General features: G+C 65.9%; 16 protein-coding genes and 1 pseudogene. 8 read left to right on the top strand and 9 right to left on the bottom strand.

Annotated elements, in window-relative coordinates; translation table 11 throughout:
* Nucleotide 1: 1 nt before the first annotated feature.
* Together ACVMB0_RS14055 and ACVMB0_RS14050 are read left to right on the top strand one after the other, a co-directional pair.
* Nucleotides 2-841 (top strand): ABC transporter substrate-binding protein, encoded by an 840-nt coding sequence (locus ACVMB0_RS14055; RefSeq protein WP_461346636.1) that lies wholly within the window; start codon nucleotides 2-4, stop codon nucleotides 839-841.
* A 129-nt stretch (nucleotides 842-970) separates the two neighbouring features.
* Nucleotides 971-1327: a hypothetical protein gene (locus ACVMB0_RS14050; RefSeq protein WP_461346635.1), complete on the top strand. Its 357-nt coding sequence runs from the start codon at nucleotides 971-973 to the stop codon at nucleotides 1325-1327.
* A 240-nt stretch (nucleotides 1328-1567) separates the two neighbouring features.
* Here ACVMB0_RS14050 and ACVMB0_RS14045 read toward each other — a convergent pair whose 3' ends face one another.
* The 5 genes from ACVMB0_RS14045 to ACVMB0_RS14025 form a co-directional block, all read right to left on the bottom strand.
* On the bottom strand, nucleotides 1568-3643 hold the full coding sequence (locus ACVMB0_RS14045) for an FAD-binding oxidoreductase (RefSeq protein ID WP_461346634.1): 2076 nt from the start codon (nucleotides 3641-3643) through the stop codon (nucleotides 1568-1570).
* A 62-nt stretch (nucleotides 3644-3705) separates the two neighbouring features.
* Complete coding sequence (locus ACVMB0_RS14040) at nucleotides 3706-4323, bottom strand: glutathione S-transferase family protein (RefSeq protein ID WP_461346633.1); 618 nt, start codon at nucleotides 4321-4323, stop codon at nucleotides 3706-3708.
* A 131-nt stretch (nucleotides 4324-4454) separates the two neighbouring features.
* A complete protein-coding gene (locus ACVMB0_RS14035; RefSeq protein ID WP_461346632.1) occupies nucleotides 4455-4868 on the bottom strand; it encodes a Rieske (2Fe-2S) protein in 414 nt (137 codons plus the stop codon).
* 327 nt (nucleotides 4869-5195) lie between these two features.
* Entirely contained in the window at nucleotides 5196-6308 is a 1113-nt protein-coding gene (locus ACVMB0_RS14030; protein WP_461346631.1) for an amidohydrolase family protein, read from the bottom strand.
* A 94-nt stretch (nucleotides 6309-6402) separates the two neighbouring features.
* Nucleotides 6403-7467, bottom strand: coding sequence for an amidohydrolase family protein (locus ACVMB0_RS14025; RefSeq protein ID WP_461346630.1), 1065 nt, complete (start codon nucleotides 7465-7467; stop codon nucleotides 6403-6405).
* 229 nt (nucleotides 7468-7696) lie between these two features.
* On the opposite strand from ACVMB0_RS14025, the gene ACVMB0_RS14020 reads away from it, so the two are divergent.
* Nucleotides 7697-8200, top strand: coding sequence for a hypothetical protein (locus ACVMB0_RS14020; protein ID WP_461346629.1), 504 nt, complete (start codon nucleotides 7697-7699; stop codon nucleotides 8198-8200).
* Here ACVMB0_RS14020 and ACVMB0_RS14015 read toward each other — a convergent pair.
* Nucleotides 8197-8910: a DJ-1/PfpI family protein gene (locus ACVMB0_RS14015; protein ID WP_456750280.1), complete on the bottom strand. Its 714-nt coding sequence runs from the start codon at nucleotides 8908-8910 to the stop codon at nucleotides 8197-8199. The two genes, ACVMB0_RS14020 and ACVMB0_RS14015, sit on opposite strands and share 4 nt — an antisense overlap.
* Nucleotides 8911-8974: 64 nt before the next feature.
* Between ACVMB0_RS14015 and ACVMB0_RS14010 the strand changes: the two are divergent.
* Nucleotides 8975-9969 (top strand): annotated as a pseudogene (locus tag ACVMB0_RS14010) (GlxA family transcriptional regulator).
* A gap of 72 nt (nucleotides 9970-10041) precedes the next feature.
* On the opposite strand, the gene ACVMB0_RS14005 reads toward ACVMB0_RS14010, so the two are convergent.
* Entirely contained in the window at nucleotides 10042-10590 is a 549-nt protein-coding gene (locus ACVMB0_RS14005; protein ID WP_461346628.1) for a carboxymuconolactone decarboxylase family protein, read from the bottom strand.
* A gap of 177 nt (nucleotides 10591-10767) precedes the next feature.
* A complete protein-coding gene (locus ACVMB0_RS14000) occupies nucleotides 10768-11682 on the bottom strand; it encodes a LysR family transcriptional regulator (protein ID WP_461349650.1) in 915 nt (304 codons plus the stop codon).
* A 115-nt stretch (nucleotides 11683-11797) separates the two neighbouring features.
* On the opposite strand from ACVMB0_RS14000, the gene ACVMB0_RS13995 reads away from it, so the two are divergent.
* The 4 genes from ACVMB0_RS13995 (at nucleotide 11798) to ACVMB0_RS13980 (ending at nucleotide 14893) form a co-directional block, all read left to right on the top strand.
* Complete coding sequence (locus tag ACVMB0_RS13995) at nucleotides 11798-12364, top strand: chromate transporter (protein ID WP_456750283.1); 567 nt, start codon at nucleotides 11798-11800, stop codon at nucleotides 12362-12364.
* The gene (locus ACVMB0_RS13990; protein WP_461346627.1) at nucleotides 12361-12891 is read left to right on the top strand and encodes a chromate transporter; all 531 of its coding nucleotides are present in this window, start codon (nucleotides 12361-12363) and stop codon (nucleotides 12889-12891) included. Before ACVMB0_RS13995 ends, ACVMB0_RS13990 begins: the two co-directional genes overlap by 4 nt.
* 281 nt (nucleotides 12892-13172) lie before the next feature.
* On the top strand, nucleotides 13173-13592 hold the full coding sequence (gene rnk / locus ACVMB0_RS13985) for a nucleoside diphosphate kinase regulator (protein WP_461346626.1): 420 nt from the start codon (nucleotides 13173-13175) through the stop codon (nucleotides 13590-13592).
* Between the two features lie 473 nt (nucleotides 13593-14065).
* Nucleotides 14066-14893: a metallophosphoesterase family protein gene (locus tag ACVMB0_RS13980; RefSeq protein ID WP_461346625.1), complete on the top strand. Its 828-nt coding sequence runs from the start codon at nucleotides 14066-14068 to the stop codon at nucleotides 14891-14893.
* Here the strand turns inward: ACVMB0_RS13980 and ACVMB0_RS13975 are convergent.
* Nucleotides 14832-15317, bottom strand: coding sequence for a Crp/Fnr family transcriptional regulator (locus ACVMB0_RS13975; protein WP_456750287.1), 486 nt, complete (start codon nucleotides 15315-15317; stop codon nucleotides 14832-14834). The genes ACVMB0_RS13980 and ACVMB0_RS13975 overlap by 62 nt on opposite strands.
* Between the last annotated feature and the right edge of the window lie 202 nt (nucleotides 15318-15519).

The following is a 15519-nucleotide window of genomic DNA, read 5'->3' as shown; positions in this document are numbered from 1 at the left end:
CATGAAGCACTGGTCCGGCTCACTTCGCATCTTCGCAATCATCGCGCTTGCCTGGCAAACCTTCACTCATCCGGGTTGGGCGGAAGATCAGACCATTGTCGTGGCGTCGACGACATCAACCCAGGATTCCGGGCTGTTCGGTTACCTGCTCCCGATCGTCAAGCAGAAGGCAGGTCTGGAGGTGAAGGTGCTGGCCCAAGGCACCGGTCAGGCGCTCGACACCGCGCGTCGCGGCGATGCCGACGTGGTGTTCGTTCATGCCAGATCGGCCGAGGAGAAGTTCCTTGCGGAGGGATTCGGTGTGAAGCGTTATCCCGTGATGTATAACGACTTCGTCGTCATCGGTCCGAAGGACGATCCGGCAGGCATCAAGGGCAAGGATGTCCTCACCGCGCTGCAAACCATCAAGGCCAGAGCCGCGCCGTTCGTCTCCCGCGGCGATCATTCCGGCACCCATATTGCCGAGCTGAAGCTTTGGAAAGACGCCGGCATCGACATCGTGAACGACCGCGGCTCCTGGTACAAGGAAATCGGCCAGGGCATGGGCGCGGCGCTGAACATGGCCTCGGCGTCGAACGCCTATGTGCTCTCCGACCGCGGCACATGGCTGGCCTTCCAAAATCGCGGCGACCTGGCCGTCCTCGTTGAAAGCGACAAGCGGCTGTTCAATCAGTACGGGGTGATGCTGGTCAATCCGCTCAAGCATCCCACGGTGAAGAAGGAAGCCGGCCAGCGATTCATCGACTTCCTGACTTCACCGGAGGGGCAGAGCGCGATCGCGGGCTACAAGATCAACGGCCAGCAGCTCTTTTTTCCCAATGCGAACGATCCCAATGCTTGATGGCGGTCCGGCCGCGTTCCGCATTCTCTCGCGAATGTGAATATATGATAATCGTCATTCTATTGATGTGAGGAACCTGGTGACCATTTCCGGATTGGCCTGACATGGGCGTCCGGAATTGGGAACCAGATGAACAGATCGCGCTTGCGTATGACGCTCACGGTGCTTACCGCCCTGCTATCGATGCCGGCAATCGGCCCGTCCCGGGCCCATGATCACGACCATCCCGAGCTGAACGGCTGGTATGAGAGCCTGCAGAGCGGAAAAGGGCCCTGCTGCGACGGCACCGACGCGACGCGCGTCGATGACGCGGATTGGGACACCAAGGACGGCCACTACCGTGTCCGCCTGGACGGCGAATGGGTCGACGTTCCCGATGAAGCCGTCGTCACCGGACCTAATCGCGCCGGCCACACCATGGTCTGGCCGTATTACCTGAACGGCCACCCGAGGCCGCGCTGCTTCATGCCGGGCAGCATGGGCTAATCTTTCAGCGGGACGCTTTTTGCTTGTCCCGAAAGGCTGTGAACGAATTCTGCTGGCATTGCGAGCCACCCGGTCGGCGCGAAGCGCCGCCGGATGACAGGCTCCGCGAAGCAATCCATCTGCCCGCAGACACGGTTAGATGGTTTGCTTCGTCGCTGCCGCTCCTCGCAATGACGACGGAAGGAGAATCGTGATGCAGCACGAAGCGGCCACCGAGGTACCGCGCAGCAGTGCGACTGATCAGAGATCGAGCTGGATCCGATTCTCCCCGTCGCCATCCGGCTTCGCCGGCACTGCGCAGCAGATCAGCACCTCGTCATCGGCCGCTTCGGCAGTCGGCTGCTTCAGATAGGTCACCGCGCCGGCCTGCAATCGGGTCCGGCAGCTTCCGCAATTGCCTTCCCGGCAGCTGAACGCGGGGCTGAGACCGCGCGCCTCCGCGAGTTCGAGCAGCGTTCCCGACTCCGGCGTCCAGCGCGCTTCCTTCGCCGATGCGGTGAAGGCGACCGGCACCGACGCGGTTGCCGGCGGCCGCCGCGGCAGCCCCGTACTGGCGACGTCCGGCTTCCTCACCAGCGACGAAGGACCAAACGCCTCGGCGTGGATCCTGTTGTCGGCGATGTTGTAGCCGCGCAGCGCGTCGTAGAGCGATTGGGTGAACTGCGGCGGCCCGCACAGATAGAAATCGTAATCGTTGAATGGCAGCACGCGCGACAGCAACGCCACGTCGATCCGCCCCGCGGCATCGTAGTCGGTGCCCTGCTCGGCGCCGTCGATGTCACTGAGCACGCGGATGATCCGCACGGCACCGCCGGCGGCGTCGGCGAGTTGCTGCAACTCGTCGCCGAAGGCGCGATCCGCCCTGGCATGCGCGGCCTGGAACAGGTAGGTCGGCCGGATGCCGCGGGTGCGCAGCCCTTCATACACCACGTGGCGCAGCATCGCGAGCAGCGGCGTGATCCCGACGCCGCCGGCAAGCAGCACCGCGGGCCGCTTCTCGCGCGCATCGATCGTGAAGCCGCCCACCGGCGCGCGGGCTTCGATGATGTCGCCGACATGAAGAGTGTCATGGAGATGCTGCGACACCAGGCCGTCACGCTTGACGCTGATGCGGTACATGCCGTCGGACGGGGCGACCGACAGCGTGTAGGTGCGGATGACCGGCTTGTCGGCGCCGGGCAATGACAGACGGATCGGCAGATGTTGTCCCGCCTGGTGCGGAAGCCGCCCCGCGCCGTCGTCCGGCTGGAGATGAAATGAGCGGATCGACCGGCTTTCGTCGACGATCCTGGTCACCTTGAACGGACGCCACTGCGTCGCAAGCTCGCTTGCGCGGATGCGATCGGCGGCCTGCGCCCAGTCGCCGGTCATCAGCACATTCGGCGACCAGCCGTCGGCCCGGAACGCCCAGCGCAGCGGCAACGCGCCGCGCCGGCGCACCGCGCGGCGGGCACGGAAGCTCCACAGACGTTCGGCGCCCTGGAACGCCGCGATGTCAGGCGAATCCAGGATCACCTCGGCGTCGCCGGTCAAATGCAGCAAGTCGCCGGTCTCGAAATCGGCAAACACCAGCCCGGCCTTGCCGTTGACGAGGATATTGCCGAGCGTGTTGAAGAACAGATTGCCGGCGAAATCGGGAACAGTCAGCGTGCCGTCATCGGCAACGCGGACAAAGCCCGCTTTGCCGCCGCGATGCGAGACGTCGACCTGGCGGCGGTCCTCGCGTTCGGCATAGGACGCCACGAAGAACGTATCCGCCGCCGCGATCATGTCGCGCGCGGCCTGATCGAGCGTCGTGCTTTGTTCGATCTCGCCCGTGAACGGTTGATCCGGCGCGCGCACGAAGGCAAAATCGCGCAGCTGGATATATTGCGGGCAGTTGCCAAAGCTCTGATCGAGGTCGAAGCTGAGCGCGTTGCCGGACGATGCGCGCAGCAGCCCGTTGGCACGGTTGCGGCGCCTTGTGTGCAGTTCGATTCCGAGCAGCGCGATGGCGTCGCCCTCGCGCATGCCCGCGCTGACGGGATCGGAGGGATCTGGCCGCGCAGCGATCTCGAGGCTGCGCGGCGTCGGCGAGGCGATGAAGCCGGGCCGGCCGGCCAGCAGCGAGGCCCATGCGTCACCGCCTTGATCCACGCTGCCGACGACGACGAATGGAATCTGCGCGAAGAAGTCGCGATGCTGGTCGGGCATGAAGTCGCGCACCGCGCGCTGGCCGACCGCCTCCATCTTCTCGGCAACGCCGGCCTTCTGCTGGATCGCCTTCTCGCCGGCATGCCAGGCCGGCAGCTTGCGCTTGGTTCGCCTGTCGCTCATCGCCTCGCCCTCCATGTCGGGGCTTGGACGGGCGCTCCGTCGAGGCACGCCCGGTCAGCCTGTCACGCCGCCGCCGCCAGACCGACGGGGGTCTTGGCAAAGGGCACGAATCCCGGCAGCGCCTCGATCCGGCGCAGGAATGCGACAACGCGCTGATAGGCGGAGAGATCGACATTGCCTTCGGGCGCGCTCGACAGATAGCTGTAGAGCGCGACGTCGGCGATGGTCGGCTGCGCGCCGACCAGCCAGTCGCGGTTGGCAAGATGGGCTTCGAGCCGCTTCAGCAGGACATGGGCGCGCGCGATCACGTCTTCCGGATTGAACTTGGCGCCGAACACGGTGACGAGCCGCGCTGCGGCTGGTCCGAACGCCAGATCCCCGGCGGCGACCGATAGCCAGCGTTGCACGGCAGCGGCGCCCTTTGCATCCCGCGGCAGCCAGTCGGTGCGGCCGAGCTTGGTCGCAAGATAGACCAGGATCGCATTGGAGTCGGGAATGATGGTGCCGTCGTCGTCGAGCACCGGCACCTGGCCGAACGGATTGAGGGTGAGGTAGTCCGGCGTCTTCTGCGCGCCGGACTTCAGGTCGACCTCGACCAGCTCGTGCGGGATGCCCAGCAGGGACATGAACAGCCGCGCGCGATGCGCGTGGCCGGAGAGAGCAAAGTGATAGAGCTTCATGGTGCCGTTCCTGATGTCGTGGGCCGGGTGATCCCGGCCGCGACTTCAAGATGACGCATTGCACATCTTATTATAATCGTCGTTATTGTCACTTCATTATTGCTTACCATGCAATAATGGCGAAGTGCCGCCTACACCTCGACGATCACGTAATTGTCCTCGATGTGCACCGGAAACGTCTCGGCGACATACGGCCCCTTCTGCAACACGGCGCCGCTCTCGACCGCGACCGGATAGGAGCGGATCCTGAACCGGGTCGGATCGAACCAGGACTGGCCGTTGCGGATGTCGAATTCCCAGCCGTGCCACGGACAGCGCAGCATCTCGCCGACGCGGTCGCGCTGATAGATGCCGGGCTCCGGCGAGGTCAGGCGCGCGACGCAGGCCGCCTTCTCCAGCGGTGCGCCCTCATGCGGACACCGATTGAGCAGCGCGAAGAACTCGCCATTGACATGGAACACGACGATGTCGCGGCCCTCGAGGCCGAACACCTTGTTGCCGCCGGCAGGAATTTCGCTTGTGCGCGCGACGATGTGACGGGTCATCGGGAAACCTAATGCGTGATGAGAGTAAGTCGCATAGCGGCGGCAGTGCGCTCCCTCGCCCCGTTCTCTTGTCCGCCGAAGCTCGCCTTCGGGCGAAGGCGGATGCGGGGAGAGGGTTGGGGTGAGGGGCTGTCTCCGCGTAGCCGGCAATAGCTGAGTTTGCGGAGACTCCCCCTCGCCCGGAACGCATCAAGCGATGCGTCATAGCCGAAGCCCCGCTTCGGCGTTCTTAGGAACGGCCGCCCAAGGCGGCCTACGCCTCTCCCCGCACGCGGGGCGAGGTGACGCGGAGGTCGCGGCTCGATTCGAAGCAAAGTCATCTGCGTCCTAGAATTTGTAAACCGCGCGGGCGTTGGCATTGAAGATCTTGCGCCGCTCGGCCTCGGTCAGCGGCGTCTTGAAGGCGTAGCGCGCGTCGTCATAGTCCCAGTGCGGATAGTCCGACGAGAACAGCAGCCGGTCGATGCCGACCCATTCGATCAGCTGACGTAGATGCTTCGCTTCATCCGGCTCGTCGATCGGCTGGGTGGTGAACCAGAAATTCTGCTTCACATATTCGCTCGGCTTGCGCTTGAGATGCGGCACCTCGCTGCGGAAGCGGTCGAAATGCTGGTCCATCCGCCACATCGTGGCGGGGATCCAGCCGAAGCCGCCCTCGATGAACACGATTTTCAAGTTCGGAAAGCGCTCCGGAACGCCTTCCAGCACCAGGCTCGCGAGGTTCGAGGCCACCGTGTGCGCGTTCGACTGGTGCTCCTCGCAATAATAGGACGGCCAGCCGCCGCCGGTCGGCGCGTGCCCGCCATAGCCGCCGACATGGATGCCGAGCGGCAGATCGAGCTCTTGCGCGCGTTCATAGATTGGCCAGTAGCGGCGGCGGCCGAGCGGCTCGTTGGCGCGCGGCGAGACGTTGATCTGGATGTATTCGCCTGTCTTGGCGCAGCGCTCGATCTCGGCGAGGCTAAGGTCGGAGCCGTCCTGCCCGACCAGGATCGAGGCCTTCAGCCTGGGATCGCGATGCGCCCAGAAGGCGAGCTGCCAGTCGTTGATGGCGCGCTGGATCGCGGCGCCGAATTCCAGATTCTGCTGCGAGAAGATGAAGAGATCGAGCACCTGCAAAATGCCGAACTCGACATCGAAGGGATCGAGGTGCTGCTTGCGCATGAAATCGAGATCGGAGCCGGGCACGCCGCCGGTCGGCGGCCAGGCATCGCGCCGCGCGATCAGCGGCGAGGAGCGCGGATACGGCGTGGTGCCGATATAGGGCGTGCGCAGATGGCTGCCATATTCCTTCAGATGCTGCTGCCAGCGCTTCGGCAGGAACTCGTTGAGGTCGCTGTGCGAATGGATGCTCGGATGGATATCGCAGTCGATGATCTTGAGCCGAGTCGCGGCGGACTTCTCCTGGTCGAGCATCGGGCGGTCGATGACATCACTCATGCGATCCTCCATTGAATCTGGTCTGTGTAGCTGTCACCTCTCCCCATCGGGGAGAGGTGTGGCACCGCCGATGTGGCGTCGAGCTTCGTCATGGTCAGGCGTCGAGCTTCAAACGCGGAAACGTCTCCAGCGGATTATCCTCGCACATCCGCCTGACGATACTATCAGGAAGATGCGGCGGGACCGGATCGTCGCCATCGAACTGCCAGTGCGGATAGTCGGACGCGAACAGGAACATCTTGTCGGAGCCGATCTGGTCGATGATGTCGGCGACCGCAGTTGCATCCATCGGCGCGTCGAACGGCTGCATGGTGACGCGGAAATGGTCGCGGATGATCGCGGCCGGCTCGCGCTCCACCCAGGGCACCTCGACGCGGACACCGCGCCAGGTCTTGTTGGCGCGCCACATGAAGGCCGGTAGCCAGCTGACGCCCGACTCCATCAGCACCACGGTCAACCCGGGATATTTGCCGAACACGCCCTCGTAGATCAGGCTCAGCGCCTGCGCCTGGAACGCCTGCGCTTCCGCGAGATAATATTCGTAGCGATAGGACGGCCAGCCGATCGAGCTCGGCGCGCCGCGATAGGCGCTGCCGGCGTGGATCGCGATCGGCAGCCTGTATTTCTCTGCGGCCTGATAGATCGGCCAGTAGTGCCGCCGCCCGAGCAGCGTCTCGTTCTGCGACGGCACCAGCACCGACACGAAGCGGTTGTCGCCGGCGCGGCGCTCGATCTCCTCGACGGCGAGATCCGGCGCCTGGATCGGCACCACGATCGAGGCGCGCAGCCGCGTGTCCTTCGCCAGCCACTCGGCCGCGATCCAGTCGTTGATCGCCTTGCACAAGTCCGCGGCCATGTAGCAATCGAACACCGCCTGCGCGCCATAGACGACGTTGCAGATGGCGTGGCTGGCGCCGAGCTGGTCGAACGCGCCGCGCTGCACCATGGCGAGATCGCTGCCGGGCTTGCTGCCGTCGGCCGGTCGCCAGTCGGCGCGCCCGGACAGCGGCATCGACGGCGGATAGGAATTGAGGTCGAGCCCGTCGATGGCGCGGCTGACCACCTGTTCCTTCCAGTGATCGCTGAGATAAGGCAGCAGCGTGGTGCGCGTTCCCCCCACCGCGGGATGGATGTCGCAGTCGATGCGCGTGGCCGCCATGGCGTTCCCCGGGATTGTCTTTGTCTTCATTGTTGGCGGCATCGCTGCCGCGACACGGACTGTGCCGCCGATGGCGCGATCGTGCAAGCGGGTGCGCGCGGGGCTGCCCTGTGCGCGCAGCCGCCCTCACGCGAAGTTGCGGGATCGCATGTGAATGACGTCACCCATTCGGATCGCGGGACGTGCTAGCGATTCCGCGCCGCGAAATGCGTCGCAACAGGAGACGGGAATGAGGCTTGGAATCAGGATTGGAATCAGACTTGGCCGACTGACGATCCTGGCATGTTCATTGTCGCTGGCCTCGGCCGCGGCCTGGGCCGCACCCGCGACCACGTCCGGCTCGGTCGCGCTGGCGCTAGCCGGCGTGGTGGCGCCCTATTCGTCATTGCCGGCCAAGGAGAAGAAGGCGGTCGCCGCGTTCTTTAGCGGCGACAGCAATGTCCATATCACCAGGAAGATCGTCGTCACCGCCGACAAGGTGGTCTGCCGCGCCAGCAATGTCGCCATCACCTCGCGCTCCTGCGAGCTGACATTCGGCAGCAGGACCCATACCGTGAAGGGACGCGAAGCCAACGCGATCTACGCCACCGTGGCGCTAGCGGGCGTGCCTGGGGACGCCGCTGCCGGAACGATCTACGAGGCGCTGTCGAAGCTGTCCTGCACGCTCGATCCGGCAGCGATCAAGGATCAGGCCGGCGGCGGCGCCGACTGCAGCTTCGAGCCGGGGAACTAGTTCTCTTCAACGACGACACCCAGCCTTGCGGCGACGCGGCGTGCGGTCTCTTCCCGCTGCATCGTGATCGCGCGCGTCGCTTGCCGGGTCTGTTGCAGGATCTCGGGCGGCGCGGTCTCCGGCGTGCCGCTGTCGAACGGCGGCTCCGGCGCATACGCCATATAGAGCTGGATCGCCCGCGCCGCGTCGTCGCCGCGCAGTTCGGCCGCCAGCCGCAGCGCGCCATCGATGCCGGCGGTAACGCCGGCGGCAAAGACAAAACTTCCGTCCACCACGACGCGCTCGTTCACCGGCGTGGCGCCGAACAACGGCAGCAGATGAAACGATGCCCAATGCGTCGTCGCCCTGCGCCCCTTCAACAGCCCGGCCGCCCCACACAGCAGCGCGCCGGTGCAGACCGAGAAGATGCGGCAGGCGCCTGCCGCCTGTTCGCGGATCCAGCGTAGGACCTCCTCATCCTCCATCAGCGCCTCCTGACCGAAGCCGCCGGGCACATGCAGCACGTCGAGCGGCGGTGCTTCCGCCAGCGTGGCATCCGGCGTCAGCCGCAATCCCTTGAGGTCGCGGACCGGCGCCATGGTCTTGGCGTAGATGCGGTAGGTCGAATTCGGAATCCGCGACAGCACCTCGAACGGACCGGTCAAGTCGATCTGATCGATGTCTTCGAACAGCAGCGACCCGATCCGCAGGTGGACATCATGAGCGATCATCGAACTTCCCTTGAGGTTTCCTTGCACTATGGACAAAGCCCATCTAGCGCGGCACGCTTCGGCGATGACGCCAAAAGCCCCACATTCTCCGCCAAAAGCGCGCCGCGCGATCGAAGTGCTGGCCTATCCGGCGGTGCAGTTGCTCGACGTCACCGGGCCGTTGCAGGTGTTCGCGTCCGCCAACGCGCTGTCGGCCAAGGCAGGCCATGCCGAGCCCTACGAGGTTCGCGTCGTTGCAAAGGATGGTCCCACGGTCCAGGCATCAGCCGGCGTCGGGCTCGCGGTGAATCCCTTGCCGAGCATCGGCAGCGCGGTCGACACGCTGGTGATTCCGGGCGGCGACGGCGTCAACGCCGCGGCGGCGGACGCCGTGCTGGTCGAATGGGTGCGCAAGCGCGCAGGCGACGCCCGCCGCACCGCGTCGGTCTGCACCGGCGCGTTCCTGCTCGCCGCGTCGGGGGCCCTCGATGGCCGTCGCGCCGTGACCCATTGGGGATTCTGGCAGGAGCTCGCCGAGCGCTTTCCCGACGTCCGCGTCGAGTCCGATCCGATCTTCGTGCGTGACGGATCGTTCTGGACCTCGGCCGGCGTCACCTCCGGCATCGATCTGGCATTGGCGCTGGTGGAGGACGACCTCGGCCGCGCAACGGCACTCGCCGTCGCCCGCTATCTCGTGGTGTTTCTCAAGCGGCCCGGCGGACAGGCGCAGTTCAGCGAAGTGCTGTCGCTGCAAACCACCGACGACAGGTTCGGCGCGCTGCATGACTGGATCAGCGGCCATCTGGCCGACGACCTCTCGCTTGCGACGCTGGCGAAACAGGCCGGCATGAGCGAGCGCAGCTTCAGCCGGCATTACGCCGATGCGACCGGGTTGACGCCGGCGCGCGCGATCGAGCGATTGCGGGTCGAGGGCGCGCGCCACCTGCTCTCGGAGACCCGCCTGCCGATCAAACGGATTTCACAGCGCTGCGGTTTCGGCTCCGAGGGACGATGCGCCGCAGCTTCATGCGCTTGCTGGCGACCACGCCGCAGGACTACCGCGCCAGATTTGCAGGCTGATCAGGACCGCGTCGCAAAACGCACGCCGGCCTCATGGCCGGCGCGCAGCGATGCGGCTTCAGGTGAAGCGGCTCAGCCATTCCAGGCATGCGCCTGCAAGGCCGCCTCCAGCGGCGGATTGGTGACGCTGCCGGTGTAGTTCGTGATGGTCGACGCCGCCACGATGTTGATCACCTCAAGCACGAGATCCCTCGGGAATCCGGCCGCCAGGAATCGCTCGATCTCGTCTTCGTCGAGCCGGCCGCGCTTTTCGATCAGCGACCTCGCCAATGTCGAGAGCGCGCCGAGCTGCCTGTCGGCGGGCGAGCGGCCGGCGCGCATCGCCTCGACGTCGGCCGCAGCCAGGCCGGCCTGCAAGCCGAGCGTGGAATGCAGCGCAACCGCCCAGGTGCAACGATTGGTCACCGCGTCGGTGAGCAGCACGGTCTGGATCTGCTGCTCGGTGAAGCTGCCGCCGTGCACCTTGTCGAAGATGCCGATGAAGCTCTGGATCAGCACGGGCGACGTCGCCATCGTCGCCGCGAGATTGGGGATCATGCCAAACCGCGCCTCGACGTCACGCAGGGAAGACTTCGAGGCTTCCGGTGCGGAGTCGTGCGTATGGACAGGAAAACGTGCCATTGGAACTGCCTTTCACGGTGGTGATTGAAGCCGGCGCCGCCAGACGCAACTGGGCTGTTGCGATCGACGCGCGGGCGACCGGCTTCGATGCAGGCTATCTAGCCGCGCCGGGACGCACGCGTTCGCCAAACCGCCCACATTCCGCGCCACCGGGCACGTTCGGTGCGCAACGCGCCGTCAAACCCCGGCGCGGTCCTTCACCCGGCGCGTCACGATGGCGAGCAGGCGGCCGAGTGTGCCGGCGGCGGGGCCCTTCTTGCGCGCCAGCGCCAGCGGCGCGACCAAGCCCGCGGCGCGGTCGAGGCGGAGATAGGAGACGCCAGCGGTCTCCAGCCGCGCCATCGATTCCGGCACGATCGAAATCCCGAGCCCGGCTGCGACGAGGCTCAGCGTCGACACCATCCGGCTCGCCTCCTGCGCCACTTTCGGGCTGAAGCCCGCCGCGCGGCAGGCGGCGATGATGCTGTCGTAGAGGCCGGGCCCGGTCGGACGGCGGTAGAGGATCAGCGGCTCCTCGGCGAGAGAGGCCAGCGCAATCCGCCGCCGCGCGTCCTTGCGGGCACGCGGATGATGGTCGGGCAACGCCACCAGCATCTCCTCGTCGAGCAGATGCGTGATCGTGAAATTCTCCAGCCGCTCGCTCGGCGAACGCACGAAGGCGGCATCGAGCCGGTCGGCCTCGACGGCTTCGATCAGCTCGCCGGTCGAGGCCTCTTCCAGCGACAGCGTGATCGCCGGCGCCCGTTCGCGCATCTCGCGCATCACGCCGGTGACGAAGGGATGGAACGCCGCCGATGACGTGAAGCCGATCGCGAGCTGGCCCTCCTGGCCGCGGCTCGCGCGGCGCGCGGCTTCGACCGCAAGCTCGGTGTCGCGCAGGATCGCGCGCGCCTTGCCGACGAAGGCGCGGCCGGCGGCGGTCAGCTCGACGCCGCGCGGCTGGCGGCGGAACAGCGGCGCGCCGATCGCAGCTTCCAGCGCGCGGATCTGCTGGCTCAGCGGCGGCTGCTGGATGCCAAGCCGCGCGGCGGCGCGGGTGATATGGCCTTCCTCGGCGACCGCGACGGCATAGCGAAGATGGCGCAGCTCGATCATCGGTCGATCCATATCTAAAATGTATGCAAATTGCTCAATCCATATATTGGATATTTGGCACGCAGCCAACTAAAGTCGGCTCAACAACCAACGAACCGGAGCCGCCCCGCCGATGGACGCCATACCCGCCGCGCCGACCACCAAGCATGTCGCGCCCGATGTCGGCGAGTTATTCACGGGCTTCTTCATCCTCGGACTGACCGGCTTCGGCGGCGTGCTGCCCTTGGCGCGCCACATGATGGTGGAGAAGCGCGGCTGGCTCACCGGTGCCGAGTTCACCGACCTGCTCGGGCTCTGCCAGTTCCTGCCCGGCGGCAACATCATCAACATGTCGGTCGCGGTCGGGCTGAAGTTTCGCGGCATCCCCGGCGCCTTCGCAGCAATCCTCGGCCTGATCGCGGTGCCGACCGCGGTCGTGATCGGGCTCGGCGTGATCTATGGCCGCTTCGCCGACGACCCGGTCGTCCGTCATTTGTTCGGCGGCCTCGCCGCCGCAGCAGCCGGCCTTCTGATATCTACCGCGATCAAGATCGCCTGGCCGTTGCGGCGCGATGTGCTCGGTCTCCTCATCGGCGCGCTCTGCGTGCTGGCGATCGCGGTGTTTCGGCTGCCGCTGCTGCCGACGCTGCTGACGCTCGCGCCGCTCAGCATCGTCCTCCGCTCGAGGCAGGCGTCATGACCGCAACCCTCGTTACGCTCGCGCTGATCTTCGCCGAACTCTCACTGCTCGCCTTTGGCGGCGGCAACACCATCCTGCCGGAGATGCAGCGCCAGGTGGTCGACATCCATCACTGGATGACGGCGCAGGAATTCGGCGCGCTGTTCGCGCTGGCGCAGGCCGCGCCCGGGCCGAACATGATGGTGGTCCCGCTGGTCGGCTGGCATGTCGCGGGCTTCTCGGGCGTGCTGGTGACCTCGCTCGCCAAGTTCGGGCCGTCATCGCTGGTCACCGGCTTCGCGCTTCAGCTCTGGGAACGGTTCAAGGACCGGCCCTGGCGCCGCACCGTGCAGGCCGGGCTGGTGCCGGTGACAGCCGGCCTCGTCACCGCCAGCGCCATCATCATCACCCATAGCTCGACCTCGAGCTGGGGCACGATCCTGATCGCGGCCGGCGTCGCGATCGCCACCACCACGACGCGCATCCATCCGCTGATCGCGCTCGCCGCTGGTGCGATGCTCGGCCTCACCGGCATCGGCCAGCCCTGATCATGGCCGCTTGCCGCAATGACGCGTGCGCGCTTTCGCCGCAATGGATGCGGCGTGATCAGAGGTTATGTTGATGGTGCCATGATCGACATGCTGAGCATCGACACCCGCATTGCGCGCCTCGGTTTGCGCGCCGGACGTCTGCACGCAGGCAATTAGCCGGCCGGCGATCGCGCGCCGTCCGGATTCCCTTAAGCGTCATCCAAAATCATTTCAGCCCGTTGCGTCGCGTGTGACATTCGCGCCGGCGTTGGTGCGTCTCCGATCAAGGTCAAATCGACATGACCCGACCCATTCAGACCAATTTTGCCGCCGCGGCGTTGCCGCCGATCGTGATCACCGCGAGCGAGGCGCATCGCCTCAGCGCGCTGGCCGATTCCAGCATGGCGGTGTTTCCCCGCGTCGCCCAGTTCCTCGCGCGCGAGACCGACCGCGCCCAGCTCGTCGCCGACGATGCCGACCTGCATGACGTGGTCCGCATGGGCTCGCGCGTGCGCTACCGCGACGACGAGACCGGCGACGTCAGGGAGGTCGTGCTCGTCTATCCGCACGAAGCCGACATCGCGCTCCGCCGCATCTCGGTGCTGACGCCGGTCGGCGCCGCACTGATCGGACTGTCGGTCGGCCAGACCATCGATTTCCAGACGCCAAGCCACCAGACGCGTGCGGTGACGATTCTGGCGGTGGGGCACGAAGGGTAGCCGGCACGATCTCACCATGAGGGTGCGACCACTGTAAGGAAGCCACCGGCGGCAGGGCTCCTTCCGGCCTTGCGGGTAGGGCTATCGCATATGGAGAAAACCAATCGCAATCAGCACGTGCGACGACGCTGCTCTCGGGCAGCATCTCAGCCCTTCGCGCTTCGATTCCGTCTTGTTCTCGCTACGATTCCTGTGCGCGTGCCCGTCGTGCAAGCCCACATGTAAACCAAGCCGCGGAAGAGGCTCGGGAATTTCCATATGCTCTCCCCACGCTCTCCCGCAAGGGAGGGTGAGCCCGCGCAGCGTGCTCACCTTACTTGGTGTGCAAGCAAGCACGCGAACGTCTTGCAGGACACTGCGAGAATCTGTCGCGCCTCTTCCGCGTGGCGCGGCATAGATCTTGCTGCGATTTGGATTGTTTGAATAATTCATTTCCATGTGGACGCCCGCTTTCCGGGCGCTGGATCCGGCGGATGCGCTGTCTCGTCGTTGCCGATTTGCACTACTCCTTGCCGCAGTTCGACTGGCTGCTGGCGGCGGCGCCGCAATTCGATCTCGTGATCTTCGCCGGCGATGCGCTCAACCTCGGCTCGGCGGTGGATTACCGGGCCCAGATCGTCGTCGTCACGAAATATCTGTCGCGGCTCGCCGGTCTGACGCGCGTGATCTTCTGCTCGGGCAATCATGATCTGGACGAGCGCAGCGCGGATGGCGAGAAGATCGCGCGCTGGATCGCCGGCATTAGGGAGTTCGGCGTCGCCTGCGACGGCGACAATCTGACCATCGGCGACACGCTGTTCACGGTGTGCCCGTGGTGGGACGGCCCGATGGTCAAGGCGCGGATCGACGAGCAGCTGCGTGCGGCAGCGGCGATGCCGCACGGACGCTGGGTCTGGGTCCATCACGCCCCGCCGGCGGATTCGCCGATCAGCTGGGGCGGCAAGCGCTTCTTCGGCGATGTCGAGTTGCTGCACTGGATCGAGCGCCACCATCCGGCGATGGTGATCTCGGGCCACGTCCATCAATCGCCGTTCATTCCAAGCGGCTCGTGGTTCGACCGGATCGGCCCGACCTGGGTGTTCAACACCGGCCTGCAGCCCGGCCGGCCGCCGGTCTACATCGTGCTCGATCTCGCGCAGGAGAAAGCCTTCTGGCACGCCGCCGGCGACGCGCAGATCGTCGATCTCAAGGCGCCGTTGTCACGGCCGGCAGAGCCGGTGCGCGAGGCGCCGGACTGGCTCATATCCTTGGATCGGATTGCCGATCCGAGCCTGGCGCGACCTGCATCGGCGGCAGGTTGATCATGCTTTGCAGCACCTCGCCGACCATCGCCAGATGGGTGCCGTGGTCGGCATATTGGTGCATCAGGTCGGCCAGATAGGTCGTCGCGACGTGAAGCCGCTGCGCCAACAGCTGCGCGATCAACAGCGCCACCGCCGGCTGCTCGCGCAGGAACGACGCCGCATCGTCGAATTCATACAACACGCAGTCGGATGCCGTGCGCACCTTCGCGCTGTGCGGCCGATCGAGCAGCACACTCATCTCACCGAACACCGCGCCGGGCTCATCGATCACGGCGACCAGGCTGTCGCCCTTCATGACTTCCACCTTGCCCTCGAGCAGCACGAACAGGTGCCCGGTCTTGCCACCCTCCTCGACGAAATCCGTGCCGGCCGGCAGGCTGCGCTTGCTGCCGCCGGTGCAGTGATCAAGGATCGCGCGCATGCTGTTCGCCTCCGTGTCAGCCAGACTAGGCAGAGATGCCGCGGAGATGAAACGGATTAGCTGGGCGATCTGCTCAAATTGTCGGCAGGTGCGGATGTAAGGGACGCACCGGCGGGTGGGTTCCCTCCCCCTCTTGTCCGCCGAAGCCTCTTGGCGAAGGCGGATGCGGGGGAGGGAGCCGTACGGCGTGCTCACCTCACGC

The organism is Bradyrhizobium sp. USDA 4451, from assembly GCF_054822585.1.
The sequence above is the reverse complement of the archived record's forward strand: the minus strand, read 5'-3'. Positions and strand labels throughout refer to the sequence as shown.

What these genes read in the sequence shown, in the direction of transcription:
- rnk (WP_461346626.1), top strand. Translation starts at nt 13,173, where the DNA reads ATGACCCGACCCATTCAGACCAATTTTGCCGCCGCGGCGTTGCCGCCG.
- ACVMB0_RS13975 (WP_456750287.1), bottom strand. Translation starts at nt 15,317, where the DNA reads ATGCGCGCGATCCTTGATCACTGCACCGGCGGCAGCAAGCGCAGCCTG.
- ACVMB0_RS13995 (WP_456750283.1), top strand. Translation starts at nt 11,798, where the DNA reads ATGGACGCCATACCCGCCGCGCCGACCACCAAGCATGTCGCGCCCGAT.
- ACVMB0_RS14045 (WP_461346634.1), bottom strand. Translation starts at nt 3,643, where the DNA reads ATGAGCGACAGGCGAACCAAGCGCAAGCTGCCGGCCTGGCATGCCGGC.
- ACVMB0_RS14050 (WP_461346635.1), top strand. Translation starts at nt 971, where the DNA reads ATGAACAGATCGCGCTTGCGTATGACGCTCACGGTGCTTACCGCCCTG.
- ACVMB0_RS13990 (WP_461346627.1), top strand. Translation starts at nt 12,361, where the DNA reads ATGACCGCAACCCTCGTTACGCTCGCGCTGATCTTCGCCGAACTCTCA.
- ACVMB0_RS14040 (WP_461346633.1), bottom strand. Translation starts at nt 4,323, where the DNA reads ATGAAGCTCTATCACTTTGCTCTCTCCGGCCACGCGCATCGCGCGCGG.
- ACVMB0_RS13980 (WP_461346625.1), top strand. Translation starts at nt 14,066, where the DNA reads ATGCGCTGTCTCGTCGTTGCCGATTTGCACTACTCCTTGCCGCAGTTC.
- ACVMB0_RS14055 (WP_461346636.1), top strand. Translation starts at nt 2, where the DNA reads ATGAAGCACTGGTCCGGCTCACTTCGCATCTTCGCAATCATCGCGCTT.
- ACVMB0_RS14035 (WP_461346632.1), bottom strand. Translation starts at nt 4,868, where the DNA reads ATGACCCGTCACATCGTCGCGCGCACAAGCGAAATTCCTGCCGGCGGC.
- ACVMB0_RS14030 (WP_461346631.1), bottom strand. Translation starts at nt 6,308, where the DNA reads ATGAGTGATGTCATCGACCGCCCGATGCTCGACCAGGAGAAGTCCGCC.
- ACVMB0_RS14020 (WP_461346629.1), top strand. Translation starts at nt 7,697, where the DNA reads ATGAGGCTTGGAATCAGGATTGGAATCAGACTTGGCCGACTGACGATC.
- ACVMB0_RS14025 (WP_461346630.1), bottom strand. Translation starts at nt 7,467, where the DNA reads ATGGCGGCCACGCGCATCGACTGCGACATCCATCCCGCGGTGGGGGGA.
- ACVMB0_RS14015 (WP_456750280.1), bottom strand. Translation starts at nt 8,910, where the DNA reads ATGATCGCTCATGATGTCCACCTGCGGATCGGGTCGCTGCTGTTCGAA.
- ACVMB0_RS14005 (WP_461346628.1), bottom strand. Translation starts at nt 10,590, where the DNA reads ATGGCACGTTTTCCTGTCCATACGCACGACTCCGCACCGGAAGCCTCG.